Origin of the sequence: Cobetia sp. QF-1 (genome assembly GCF_002213105.1) — a bacterium.
In the GTDB taxonomy this organism is placed as follows: domain Bacteria; phylum Pseudomonadota; class Gammaproteobacteria; order Pseudomonadales; family Halomonadaceae; genus Cobetia; species Cobetia crustatorum.
This window is the reverse complement of the sequence record NZ_NBVS01000005.1, coordinates 157411-170480: the sequence shown is the minus strand read 5'-3', so window position 1 is coordinate 170480 and position 13070 is coordinate 157411. Positions and strand designations below refer to the sequence as shown.

The window sequence follows — 13070 nt, the reverse complement described above, 5'->3', positions numbered from 1 at the left end:
CTCGGTTGATGTCGTATCTGCACAGCATTTCCCATAACAACCACAAGAACATTCAGGATCCTTCCAATGAATCCCCTCATGAGTCTGGTCGGGATGGCATCGCTCATCCTTATCGCCGTGGCACTGTCATCGAATCGACGTGCTATTCGGCTTCGTACGGTGGGTGGCGCCTTTGCCATCCAGCTGGCTATCGGTGCCTTTGTGCTCTACACGCCTTTTGGCAAGGATGTATTGGCGGCGGTGTCCGGTGGGGTCAGTCAGGTAGTCAACTATGCCGATCAGGGGATTAGCTTCCTGTTTGGCAGCCTGGCCAATCCCGGTAGCAGCGTTGGCTTCATCTTCGCGATCAAGGTGCTGCCGATCATCATCTTCTTCTCTTCGCTGATTGCAGTGCTCTACTACCTCGGCATCATGCAGTGGGTGATCCGCCTGCTGGGCGGTGGTTTGCAGCGACTGTTGGGGACTTCGCGTACCGAGTCATTGTCCGCGACCGCCAACATCTTCGTCGGACAGACCGAAGCACCGCTGGTGGTCAAGCCATATCTGGCCAGCATGACGCGTTCGGAGCTGTTTGCCGTGATGTGCGGCGGGCTGGCATCGGTTGCAGGCTCCGTGCTGGGCGGTTACGCAGCACTCGGTATCCCGATGGAATATCTGGTTGCGGCCTCGTTCATGGCAGCGCCGGGTGGTCTGCTGTTCGCCAAGTTGCTGCTGCCGGAAACGCAGAAGCCGGATGATTCCATCGCAGTGGCTGACGCCACGCTCAAGGATGATGATGCGCCTTCCAACGTGCTGGACGCTGCGGCATCTGGTGCATCTTCCGGCTTGAAACTTGCCGCCAATGTCGGTGCGATGCTGCTGGCCTTCATTGCATTGATCGGACTGATCAACGGCATTCTCGGTGGTGTCGGTGGCTGGTTTGGCATGGGTAGCCTGAGTCTCGATATGATTCTCGGCTGGTTGTTCTCGCCGTTGGCGTTCCTGTTGGGGGTGCCGTGGAGCGAAGCAACGCTGGCCGGCTCCTTCATTGGCCAGAAACTGGTCGTGAACGAGTTCGTTGCCTACATCAATCTTGCGCCTTACCTCAGCGGCGACACTCTTGTCGCGGCCACGGGGGCGATCATGACGCCCTATACCATGGCGGTGCTGTCCTTCGCATTGTGTGGCTTCGCGAATTTGTCGTCGATCGCCATTCTGCTTGGGGGGCTCGGTAGCCTGGCACCGACGCGTCGTCACGAGATCGCAAGCTTGGGTCTCAAAGCGGTACTGGCGGGGACATTATCCAACCTGATGTCAGCGGCGATCGCTGGCTTCTTCCTCGCACTGGCGGCCTGATCGTCAAGCTGCCGCCTCTGCCTGAAAGGTATTGGCGGCAGTTGGAGAGGAGGGTGCGCTGATCGACATGGGTGTGAAAATATTCACACCCATGGCATTGGCTAGTTGAAAACCCTCCAAATGTCGGTCTGTCGTTTTTGCGAGGAAGTGCTAACATCGCCGCCTTTCCAGATTGGGCCCTGCGAGTGTTTTGCCCTCTGCATGCTCGATCAGACCGATAGTGACAAGACCCGTTCAGCGGGCAATAACCACAAGAATTCGAACAGTCGAATCATTCAAGACAGGATCGTTACGCGATGACTATGCTCAAGACCGTCGCAGCCAGTGCGCTGGCCGCTACTACCCTGCTGACCGCCGCGGCGCCGGCACAGGCCACCGATTTCAATGGCGATATCCATGCCAATGATTACAAGTGGCTGACCTTCAATCTGATGCGCAGCGAAGACAACCGCCTTCCGTTCCGCAATAGCGAAGATACCTACCTGGAGATGGAGTTCGGTGGCCGCTCGGGTATCGTCGACCTCTATGGCTACGTCGATTTCTTCGACATCTTCGATGACAGCTCTGATGACCAGAATGGCGGCGACAACTTCTTCGCCAAGTTGGCCCCACGCTTCTCGCTGGACGCCATGACCGGCTATGACTTGTCCTTCGGTCCGGTGGATGAACTGTATATCGCGACCGTCACCAATATCGGCGACAACGGTGAATTTGGCGGTCTGTGGGAGCACTACGTGGGTCTGGGCAGTGATGTTCAGGTGCCGTGGTTCGGCAAGATGAGGTTCAATCTCTACGCCCGCTACGTGCGTGAGAACTACGGTGGTGAAGACGAAAGCAAGTGGGACGGCTACATGGCGTCGACCAACTGGTTCAAGCCGTTCGTCAACTTCGACGATGGTAGCTTCATCGCCTATCAGGGCTATCTGGATTACAAGTTCGATGCCGATGAAGTGGGTAGTCAGGCAGGTCGCTCCGTCAATAGCATGGAGTGGTTCAATGGCATCTACTATCACACCCAGCGTTTCGCACTTGGTTATGGCCTGAAGTACTACAACAACATGGCCTTCTTCACAGATGGCTCTACTGCGACCGGCGTGCGTCAGGACACTACCGGCTTTGGTAACTACTTCAGCATCAACTACAAATTCTGATCGCTGAAATATGTTCTGGCCAAGCCTGATGGCTCGGTCTGCATGAAAAAACGGGAAGCCCAAAAGGGCTTCCCGTTTTCTTTACGCTTTACGTCCCACGAATGCCTTGCTGACGCGCGGGTGATACAAAGAGACAACTAGCGGAATTCGACCTCGGTCACCTCGACACGCACCAGCTGACGCGACCACTCTCCCTTGGGCAGCGCTACACGAACTTCACGACTGTCACGTGTCTGGCCCGAGCGGAGGTAGGTCTGCGGTAGGCGATACTCACCGACCCATAGCGGCGCTTCGCGTGTCGCAATCAGGTGGCCATCATCGGCATACAGGCGCAGTCTGGCCTGGACACCGATGACGCTCTGTCCCGCGGTATTGTCGAGATCGAATTGCAGCACGGCCTCATCATCTTCCACGCTCACCTCGGTTAGATGCGCGACCACGCCATCACGATGCCCCTCGCTGAGCAGTCGAGGGTTGGCCAGCGCACTGCTGTTCAGGCGCGTCGAACTGGATTCCGAGGTGTGGCCGGTCATGTCAGACGCTGAGTCGGCAGCGCTGCCCGCGCCTGCCGGAGAGACCGCTGCGGTAACGGGCACGGCAGTGGATGTCGGTACCAGCGTGCTGTCCGTGGTGCTCTGTGCGGCAACCGACGACGAGGCCGACTGTGTCTCATCCAGCAGATATTCCCAGCTATGGTCCGGTTTGAGCAGTACCTTGATACCATTATCAAGCGTCACGGTGACCGGTGTGCTGATAGGCAGACTATCGGCCATTAGCGCAGGGCTCATCATCATACTGGCCAGTAGCGTCAGACCTGCCATGCGTGAGCTGCGTTTGAGAAGCGAAGTCATCATGCGAGCCTCCTTAAGCGGTGATGCGTTCGACACCGTTTTCGCGACCGATGAGCAGTACGTCAGCACCGCGGGCGGCAAACAGGCCATTGGTGACCACACCGACGATGGCGTTGATGCGCGCTTCCATGGTGATCGGATCTTCAATGAGAAAGTTGTAGCAGTCGAGGATACGATTGCCGTTGTCGGTCAGCACACCGTCGCGATAGACAGGGTCAGCGCCCAGCTTGACCAGTTCACGCGCCACGTAGGAGCGGGCCATTGGGATGACCTCGACCGGCAGCGGGAAGCCGCCGAGGATATCGACCTGCTTGGAGCCATCGGCGATGCACACGAAGCGCTCGGCACAGGCAGCGACGATCTTCTCGCGAGTCAGCGCAGCACCGCCGCCCTTGATCATCGCCAGGCGCGGATCAATTTCGTCAGCACCATCGACATAGACCGGTACGGTGCCGACATGGTTGAGCTCGAAGACATCAATACCGTGGCCTTTCAAGCGTTGAGCGGTAGCTTCGGAGCTGGCGACGGCACCGGCGAAGTCATGCTTGACCTCGGCCAGGGCATCGATGAACAGGTTGGCAGTAGAGCCGGTGCCGACGCCGATGATGGTGTCGCGGTTCAATAGCGGGCGAATCTCGTCAAGTGCAGCGCGGGCCACGGCCTGCTTCAGCTCATCCTGGGTCATGTCATACCTCGGGTCGGGGGAGATGGATCAGTCGGCATCAAACGCGTAACAGGGCGATGACGTGCCATCACATCGCATGGAAAACACGTAACGCAACGTCAGAAAACGCCATATTATAACGGTAAACGTCACGATGGCGCTGGACGCTCTCGCCAGCGGTCTGATAACAATGGGAGTCGGTCGCGCCAATGCGGCCCGCGCTGTGACACATCAGGACATTCCCATAATGCTCGAACACTACGTCAAGAAAATCCTGTCGGCTCGTGTTTACGAAGCCGCTCATGAAACACCGCTCTCTCCGGCGCCTTTGTTATCCCGTCGTTTCGGCAACAACATCTTCATCAAGCGTGAAGATCTGCAGCCGGTGTATTCCTTCAAGATTCGCGGCGCCTACAACAAGATGGCCATGCTGACGGAGGCTCAGAAGGCCTGCGGCGTGATTGCAGCCTCAGCGGGCAATCATGCGCAAGGACTGGCGATGGCCGCCAAGTTGATGGGCGTGAAGGCCGTCATCGTGATGCCGCGCGTGACTCCAGAGATCAAGGTTCAGGCAGTGCGTGAGCGTGGCGCCCGCGTCATTCTCAAGGGCGATGCCTTCCCTGAAGCGCTGGCACATGCGCGTACGCTCATCGATGAGCATGGCTACACCTTCATTCCGCCCTTTGACGACCCGGACGTGATCGCGGGTCAGGGCACGGTCGGCATGGAAATTCTGCGCCAGCATCCCGGTCACATCGATGCGATTTTTGTACCGGTAGGTGGTGGTGGCCTGATTGCGGGTGTATCCGCCTACGTGAAGTATCTGCGTCCTGAGACTCGCATCATTGGCGTAGAGGCGGAAGACGCTGCTTGTCTCAAGGCGGCAATGGAGGCCGGTGAACGTGTGATTCTGGATCAGGTCGGCGTATTTGCCGAAGGCGTTGCAGTCGCGCAGATTGGTGAAGCACCTTTTGAGATCATCCGTCATACCGTCGATGAAGTGATCACTGTCAACACTGACGAGATATGTGCGGCGGTCAAGGATATCTTCGAGGATACTCGTGCTGTCTCCGAAACCAGTGGCGCGCTGTCACTGGCGGGTCTCAAGAAGTATGTGCAGCAGACGGGAGTGGAAGGGCAGACGTTGGTCTGCATCAATTCCGGAGCCAATACCAACTTTGACCGCCTGCAACATATTGCCGAGCGGACTGAGCTGGGCGAGCAGCGCGAGGCAATTCTCGCGGTGACGCTGCCGGAACGCCCCGGGGCTTACAAGCAGTTCTGCAAGGTGATTGGCAAGCGCATGGTGACCGAGTTCAACTATCGCTATGCCAATCCTGACGAGGCACATGTGTTTGTCGGCGTGCAGGTCAAGCCGGGCGGTGAAGACCGTGCGGCAGTAGTGGCCAAGCTGCGTGAATCGGGCTATGCGGTTGAGGACCTAACCGATAATGAATTGGCCAAGCTGCATACGCGTCATCTGGTGGGCGGTCGCACATCAAGCAGCTTGCCTGAAGAGGTCTATCGTTTTGAGTTCCCGGAGCGTCCGGGAGCGTTGATGAACTTCCTGACTCACTTGCCGGCAGACTGGAATATTTCGCTATTCCATTACCGTAATCATGGTGCCTCGCATGGCCGTGTCCTGATTGGTATGCAGGTGCCCAATGGAGATCGTGAACGGGTCGAAGAGTATTTCACCGAAATTGGTTATCGCTTTTGGAAAGAGAGTGACAATCCTGCTTATCGACTGTTCCTGGCTTAAGTTTTCTGTTTTGAGTATCACTGAGCCAGCGATTATTAGTTAAGTCTTGAATGAGAAAATCCCCTGCTTCTCCTATGTGGAGGCGGGGGATTTTTTATGTGTGATTGTCAGCAATGCCGCATAGAATTCTGCTGTGATCAGTGGAAATGATACAGAACGCTGTTTTTTCTTCAGGCCTTGCGGCTATTGACGGCAGTCTGCGGAAGGCTACGTGGAAAAACGTTCATTCAAACGGTTGCTTGGCGATTGTCATGCTGCGATCAGATGCCTATCATCTGAGCACTGTCAGGATGACAGTCATCGACAACCGTCACGCGAAAGCCACCGACGATATAAAAAGAAGTCCGCTCTCATGAAACGTAAGCCCGACCTGGTCATGGCCCTGGTGTTCATCTTCGGGATTGGTGTTGTCGCAACCGGCTACGCCCAGACTGTGATGGGGTCCTGAATCCCGCACTGCCGCCTTTCTGGCGGCAGTGGTGTTTCTAGAGGAAGGCTTCTCCCTGGCCCCTCTCTGTGTGTGACTCTCTCGCACCATTTCTTTTTCCCCCGCTCCCCTTCACGACTCGACTCGCATGCCTTCAGTCTTGACGGCTGGGTCGCACTATCTCGCGATCACTCACGATGGCGTCCAGCGGGACATCCCAGGGCTGCACCGGCAAGGCCGGCACCTTCTGACAATGATGCGCCAACCCGATCAATCGTGGTCGCGGGCCTGGACGGCGAGTGAAAGCAAAGCTGCGATCGTAGAAGCCACCGCCCATACCGATACGCGCGCCGGTAGCATCGAAGCCGACTAGTGGCATCAACACCACATCCAGCGCCCAAGCCGGTAGTCTGCGACGTTTATGTGCACCAAAACGGGTGTCGGGCTCGGCGATGCCGAAGCGGTTCTTGACCAGTGGCGTGCTGCTGTCATAACGCACAAACCAGAGTGAGTTATCGGCGAAGGGGCGTAATACTGGCAGGTAGACGTGTGCGCCGCGGCGAGTCAGCCATTGGCAGAGAAGCGTCGCGTCGATTTCGCCATCGTTTGGCAAGTAGAGGGCGACGGTGCGGGCACGCATTAGCTCAGGCAGGCGCTTCAGCTGGCGAAATAGAGCATGTTCTGCACTGCAACGTTCGCGTAGTGATAGATGACGTCGGCGTTGGCGCAACAACCGGCGCAGGGCGCGGCGGTCAGCCTCAGAATGACTTAACTCGGCCGGCAGAGGCCAGAGAGTCGTGCTGGGTGCAGAAGGGGAAAGCGAGGGCGAGTAGAGGCTCGCAGGTGCGGCGTATACCGTTGGGGGCTTGCGCATGCCTGACAATCTCCGTCAGGCAGGGTTCTCCAAGATGCCGTTGTTACCGGGGGCCCTGAACCTAGCGGTTCAAGGTGGGTAGTCCCGCGCAGTACATTAGGCGTTCCGACGCACGGACATGCACACAGTGCTGCACAGTGGACTCCCTGGGAATAGCTTATAAGCTCGAGGGACATCGGCAACTGACGTACACCCCAGAGAACTCTTCCAGTCTACCAAACCCCGCCTGTTGGCCCAAGGACTAATCCTGCCCGGACTATTCTGGTCTTGATGAAGATCAGCTATTTGATTCTGAAGAATTTTTTCGCTCGGAAGCACGTTGGGCGTAATCTGCCGGCAGCTGATTCAGTGCGGCATCAAGCTGACGATCAAGAACGGCAAGGCGTGTCTCGAAGTCGTTTTGCAGGGCGCGCTCGCTGTCACGGCTATTGATCAGCTCGTGCGAGATATTGAGCGCCGCCATCAGCGCGACCTTGTCGGCACTGATGGTATTGCCACGCTGCTGGATACCCTGCATGGCGAGATCCAGATAGGCCGCCGCACGGGTCAGGCCGTCTTCCTCGCCAGGCTGACAGCTGATGGTATAGCTGCGACCGAGCAGGCTGATCTCGGTGGTGTTGCGGGGCTTGGCAGGTTCGCTCATGTCGGTCCTCTCGGGCCATGTCCGGCGTCGTCCAGATTGACGGCGGCGTCCTGCTGACTGCGCGACACCGTCGCAGCGAGGACGGCAAGCCAGAAGGAGGGCCAGTGCGGTAAGATGGGGGCATTCCCGAGCCACTATAGAGAGCCGCTTCTAGGGGGTCAACGCGCTACGTAGCGCGGCCGCCTTCGAGCTTCTACTCATTTTGTCGCGTTCAGTCTATGCACTCAGTCTGTACCTTCTGGCTTGGCAGGTATTCTGCTCATATTCCTAACTCACTGACTCAACGGACCCGCTCCATGGCAATCATCAATGACACCTTCGATTTCTCTCTTGTCGCTGACCAATTTCTGGCTCACGGCAGCCTGAATAATCCTTCCTTCCTTGATGGCCAGCTGGTTGCCGCACTGGCGCTGGATGACATCAGTGCTGATGACTGGTTGAACCGTGTGTGTGCGGCGCTCGGCGTCGAACAGCCCGCCACGCGTGAGGCTGGCGAAGTCTTTCTTGTCTGGCGCACGCGCAATCAAGAGCGTCTGGCCGCCAGCGAGATGAGCTTTGAACCGTTACTGCCGGATGAGATGTTCTCACTGGCTGAGCGTGCCCAGAGTCTGCGTGAATGGACACTTGGGTTTCAGGAAGAGCTATCCAGCGCTGATAGCGAAGCTCGTGAGGGCTGGAGCCGAGCGCTCAAGGACGCACTAAGCGATGTCGAGTCCATCTCGGCCGGGCTGGAAAACGGCATTGATCTTGACGACGACAACGCCGAGGACGAAGCGGATCTCTTTGCACTGGCTGATCACGTGCGCATGGCCGCGTTGCTGCTCTATACCGAGCAGCACCTGGGTCAGCCGGACGTCGAGAAGCCGAGCGATGACCAGCTGCCGGAAGGCGGCCTCGAAGGTAGCCTCGGCATGAGTTCTCGGCAGGACACGCATTAAGCCTGTCACGCACCAGGTCGATCGCGTGCCAAGTCGACCATGCCCAATACTGAGCTCATCGCCACTTGATTGACTGCATGCAGAGCTCGTCAGCGGTCTGGATTTACGAGGCCGCTGACCCCATCAAACATATCTTGCCTTTTTGCGACTCGGACGGGCCATGCCCGGCGGGTTCTCGACGGAGATTGCCATGACGACTGCCCCTGCCATCCTGACCGCGCCTGCCGCCCTGACGGCGGAGAACTTCCACGCCCGCCGTCAGCGGCTGATGGCGCAGCTGCCGCAAGATGCTGCTGCGTTGGTACTGTCGTCCGGACTTGCCCAGCGTAATCGCGACAGCGAATACGCCTTCCGTCAGAACAGCGACTTCCACTACCTGACGGGTTGGCCGGAACCTGAAGCAGCCTTGCTGCTGTTGCCTGGCCGCGCCGAGGGCGAAAGTGTGCTGTTCTGTCAGGAGAAGGATCCGCTGGCCGAAGCTTGGACGGGCATTCGCGTCGGTGCTGAAGGTGCTGTCGCCGAGGCAGGCTTCGACCAAGCCTTTACCAATGACGCGCGTGATGAGGTGCTGGCGGGGCTTCTGGATGGCCGCCAGCGTCTTTACGTGCTGTTTGAAGACGAGGAGGCACTCGTACTGGCTCAGTCGCTGCGTGAGGAGCTGGCCGCTGGCGTACGTCGTGGTGCGCGCCCACCGTCCGCCTTTGAAGACCTCGCTCCCTTGCTGCATGAGCAGCGTCTGATTAAGGACGAGCGTGAGATTGCACTCATGCGCCACGCGGCTGAAATTTCGGCACGCGCTCATGTGCGTGCCATGCAGATTAGCCGTGCCGGCTTGCATGAGTATCATCTGCAAGCCGAGATCGAGCATGAATTCCAGTGGCAGGGTGCACCCGCGCCAGCCTATACCAGCATCGTCGGTGGGGGGGTGAACGCCTGTGTGCTGCATTACATCGAGAACCGCGCCCCGCTGGTCGAGGGTGAGTTGGTACTGATAGATGCAGGCGCTGAGTTCGCGCTCTATGCCGGTGACATCACGCGTACTTTCCCCGTCAACGGCCGCTTCAGCGAGCCGCAACGCCTTCTTTACGATGTGGTACTCAAAGCACAGGAGCGCGCTATCGCGGCTGTCGTGCCGGGTGCAACCCTGGTCGGCATTCATCAGCAGGTGGTGCATGACCTGACGACAGGCCTGGTTGAACTGGGGCTGCTGACAGGCGATGTTGATGAACTGATTGGTGATGAGGCTTATCGCCGCTTCTATCTGCACTCCACCTCTCATTGGTTGGGACTGGATGTGCACGATGTCGGCAGCTATCGCGAGAATGGCGAACCGCGTCCGCTGGTACCGGGGATGGTGCTGACCGTCGAACCGGGGCTTTATATTCCTGACGAGGCAGATATTCCGCGTGAATATCGCGGCATTGGCATTCGTATCGAAGACGATGTGGTGGTGACGGGTAACGGCCATGAGGTGCTGAGTCATGGCGTGCCCAAATCCGTCGCGGCCATCGAGGCCCTGATGCGCGAAGGAGCGTAGTCACATGAGCGAGCGTGAGGCAGGTCATCCGGCAGAGAGCGCTGACGGTATCGAGGCGCAGGCAGAACACTTTGACGTCGTGATCATTGGCGGTGGCCTGGTCGGCGCGAGCCTGGCCTGTGCATTGGCACCCCTGATGGAGCGTCATTCAGAGGCGTGCTCACCTCAGGCCCCGTTGCGTGTTGCCGTCGTGGAGGCGAACGAGTTGTCTTCTGCGGCGGACATGCCGCGTTTTCAGCCCAGTTTTGATGCCCGCGCCAGTGCGATTGCCGCGGGTTCGCGCCAGCGTTTCACGGCCTTCGGGCTGTGGGAGGCCATGCAGGAGCATGCCACGCCCATTCGCACCATTCATGTCAGCGAACGCGGACATCTGGGTGCGACGCGCATGCGGGCCGAAGAGATTGGCGTACCGGCGCTTGGCCATGTCATCCCGAATGCCTGGATGGGGCAGGTGCTACATCGACGACTGGCTGAGCTGTCGTTGGCCTGGTATTGCCCAGCCCGCGTGGCCGAGATTGTCGTCACTGCCGATGGCCACCATCTGATGCTGGAGGATGGTCGCCAGTTGGTGGCCGGTTTGACGGTGCTGGCAGATGGTGGCCGCTCGGGTCTCAAGGAGCGACTCGGTATTCACAGTGCAGCGCAGTCTTATGAGCAACACGCATTGATCGCCACGGTAGAGATGAGCCAGCCGCATCAGGGCGTGGCGTACGAACGCTTTACCAGCGAAGGCCCCATGGCCTTGCTGCCGCTGGCCGGTCGACGCATGGAGCTGGTCTGGACGCGGGAACCAGATGATGCCGAGCACCTGATGACCCTGCCGGACAGCGATTTCTTGACGGCATTGCAGCGTGCCTTCGGTGAACGGGCAGGGCGCTTTCGTCGCGTCGGTCAGCGGCATACTTATCCGCTGTCATTGGTGCGTGCCAGCGAAGGCACGCGCCCCGGACTTGCAGTGCTCGGCAATGCCGCGCATTCGCTGCACCCGGTGGCAGGGCAGGGCTTCAACCTCGCGCTACGTGGCGTCACGGATCTGGTAGCTGCCATTGAGGCAGGGCAGGCACGTGGTGAGCCTGCCGGTGCCAGCAGCGTGCTGAGTGATTTCGAGACACGACGCAGTGATGATCGCGATAACGTGGTGCTGTTCAGTGATGGACTGATTCGCTTGTTCGGTGTTGATAGTCGCTGGCTGGGGCATGCACGCGCAGCGGGATTGATTGGGCTCAATCTGATTTCCCCGCTCAAGCGTCTGCTGGCCAGACGTTCGATGGGCATTGAACGCTGATCAATACCCAGGCCTCTCTTCAATGGTGATCATGCTGAGAGTAGGTGCTCACTTCTTGTGTCGAGGAGTAAGCGTTTCTTGAAGGCATCAGGCAGCACAACGCGGATATTTCACGAGGGAGCAGGCATGAAGGACAGTCGGGCAGCGGGTGCAGAGCGGGACACGGATGTCGCCATCGTCGGGGCCGGTATTGTCGGCGCTACCCTGGCGTTGCTGCTGGGGCAGGCGGGTCTGCGTGTCATGCTGATCGAAGGCCGTGAATCTCCTGCCAGCTGGCAAGCAGACTCCGCCCCTGAGCCGCGTGTCAGCGCTCTTACGCCGGTGTCACAACAGTTGCTGACAGGGCTCGGTGTCTGGTCGACAGTCGCCGCCAGTCGTCTGATGCCCTATACCGGCATGCAGGTCTGGGACGCGGAAGGCAATGGCGAGATTCGTTTCAGTGCCGAGGACAACGGCGTGGCACGACTGGGCCATATCATCGAGAACCGCGTCACCCTGGCGGCGTTGGAGCAAGCGATTGACCGTTGCCCCGCGATCACACGCTGCTATGGGGTGCGTGTCAATGATTTGGCACTACCAATTTCGGGATCCACATCAGTAGTGAATGCTTACTTACTTAAAGATGCTAAAGCCGTCAGTCTGACGCTTAGCGATGGCGGCTCTGTCAGTGCTGCGCTGGTTGTGGCGGCAGATGGCGCGCGTTCCGGGTTGCGTGATCTGGCGGGCATTGCCACGCGTGAGCACGACACTGGCCAGGTGGCGCTCGTCACTACGGTACGCACCGCCTTGCCGCATCAAGCCATCGCGCGTCAGCGCTTTCTACCAACAGGGCCATTGGCATTCCTGCCGCTGGCGGTGAATGATGAATGGGCGCAGCCGTCGGAAGCAGCCCCTGCCGCACAGCGTTATTGCTCCATCGTGTGGTCGACCACGCCAGAGGAAGCTAGTCGTCTGCAGGCGCTCTCGGATCGCGCCTTCTACAGTGAGCTTCAGACGGCATTTGAAGACACGTTAGGTACCGTGGAGTGGGCGGCTGAGCGCTTCAGCTTCCCGCTGTATCAGCGTCATGCCGAGGAGTATGTTCTGCCGGGGCTGGCGCTGGTCGGCGATGCTGCACATGCCATCCACCCGCTGGCCGGTCAGGGCGTCAATCTTGGCTTGATGGATGCTGCGGTGCTGGCGGAGGAGCTGTTAGCCGGCCATCGACGCGGCGTGGCACTTGGTGATGAGCGGTGGCTCAAGCGCTATAGCCGCCGCCGTCGGAGCGATAACGCGCTGATGCTGAAGATGATGGATGGCTTCCGATTGCTGTTCGGCAGCCGCCAGCCTGGCGTGCGGTTGATCCGCAACCTCGGATTGGGCTGGGTTGATAATCGCAGCGAACTGAAACGTATCTTGATGCGCCAGGCGATGGGCGAACGTGGCGAACTGCCCGATAGCTGCAAGCCTCGTCAGTAGTAAGTACTCGCTGACAGAAGCGCGATGATCGCTGAAAGCATGCTCACGAGTGTGATGACAAGAAGGCCCCGCCAATTGGCGGGGCCTTCTTGTGAGAGGCATTTCCATGAGGAGGTGTTGGAGCCCAGTCAGGGAACCGGCCGAC

11 protein-coding genes and 1 other RNA gene are annotated in these 13070 nt (G+C 58.8%); 7 read left to right on the top strand and 5 right to left on the bottom strand.

Annotated features, from left to right (window positions below):
* The first annotated feature begins 66 nt into the window (after positions 1-66).
* Together CFN46_RS11270 and CFN46_RS11265 are read left to right on the top strand one after the other, a co-directional pair.
* Positions 67-1335, top strand: coding sequence for a NupC/NupG family nucleoside CNT transporter (locus tag CFN46_RS11270; protein WP_024951546.1), 1269 nt, complete (start codon positions 67-69; stop codon positions 1333-1335).
* 296 nt (positions 1336-1631) lie between these two features.
* Complete coding sequence (locus CFN46_RS11265; protein ID WP_088743583.1) at positions 1632-2486, top strand: outer membrane protein OmpK; 855 nt, start codon at positions 1632-1634, stop codon at positions 2484-2486.
* A gap of 137 nt (positions 2487-2623) precedes the next feature.
* Here the strand turns inward: CFN46_RS11265 and CFN46_RS11260 are convergent, their stop codons facing one another.
* Positions 2624-3340, bottom strand: a complete 717-nt coding sequence (locus CFN46_RS11260) for a DUF3157 family protein (RefSeq protein WP_176426465.1) — start codon at positions 3338-3340, stop codon at positions 2624-2626.
* Positions 3341-3350: 10 nt separating this feature from the next.
* Positions 3351-4022 (bottom strand): ribose-5-phosphate isomerase RpiA, encoded by a 672-nt coding sequence (rpiA, locus tag CFN46_RS11255; protein ID WP_024951543.1) that lies wholly within the window; start codon positions 4020-4022, stop codon positions 3351-3353.
* 169 nt (positions 4023-4191) lie between these two features.
* On the opposite strand from rpiA, the gene ilvA reads away from it, so the two are divergent.
* Complete coding sequence (gene ilvA, locus CFN46_RS11250; RefSeq protein ID WP_084488002.1) at positions 4192-5763, top strand: threonine ammonia-lyase, biosynthetic; 1572 nt, start codon at positions 4192-4194, stop codon at positions 5761-5763.
* Positions 5764-6344: 581 nt separating this feature from the next.
* Here the strand turns inward: ilvA and CFN46_RS11245 are convergent.
* From CFN46_RS11245 to CFN46_RS11235, 3 genes are all read right to left on the bottom strand, one after another.
* A complete protein-coding gene (locus CFN46_RS11245; RefSeq protein WP_084487996.1) occupies positions 6345-7064 on the bottom strand; it encodes a 5-formyltetrahydrofolate cyclo-ligase in 720 nt (239 codons plus the stop codon).
* A 22-nt stretch (positions 7065-7086) separates the two neighbouring features.
* Positions 7087-7268, bottom strand: a non-coding RNA gene (gene ssrS / locus CFN46_RS11240) — 6S RNA.
* A gap of 73 nt (positions 7269-7341) precedes the next feature.
* Positions 7342-7707 carry a cell division protein ZapA gene (locus CFN46_RS11235; RefSeq protein WP_024951540.1) on the bottom strand — a complete coding sequence of 122 codons (366 nt, stop codon included), beginning with the start codon at positions 7705-7707 and terminating at the stop codon, positions 7342-7344.
* Positions 7708-8003: 296 nt separating this feature from the next.
* Here CFN46_RS11235 and CFN46_RS11230 point away from each other — a divergent pair, with 296 nt between their 5' ends.
* From CFN46_RS11230 to CFN46_RS11215, 4 genes are all read left to right on the top strand, one after another.
* The gene (locus tag CFN46_RS11230; protein ID WP_024951539.1) at positions 8004-8645 is read left to right on the top strand and encodes a UPF0149 family protein; all 642 of its coding nucleotides are present in this window, start codon (positions 8004-8006) and stop codon (positions 8643-8645) included.
* 190 nt (positions 8646-8835) lie between these two features.
* Entirely contained in the window at positions 8836-10182 is a 1347-nt protein-coding gene (pepP, locus tag CFN46_RS11225; protein ID WP_088743581.1) for a Xaa-Pro aminopeptidase, read from the top strand.
* 4 nt (positions 10183-10186) lie between these two features.
* Positions 10187-11467: a 2-octaprenyl-6-methoxyphenyl hydroxylase gene (gene ubiH / locus CFN46_RS11220; protein WP_084487995.1), complete on the top strand. Its 1281-nt coding sequence runs from the start codon at positions 10187-10189 to the stop codon at positions 11465-11467.
* Between the two features lie 126 nt (positions 11468-11593).
* A complete protein-coding gene (locus CFN46_RS11215) occupies positions 11594-12925 on the top strand; it encodes a UbiH/UbiF/VisC/COQ6 family ubiquinone biosynthesis hydroxylase (protein WP_088743580.1) in 1332 nt (443 codons plus the stop codon).
* Positions 12926-13070 lie beyond the last annotated feature (145 nt).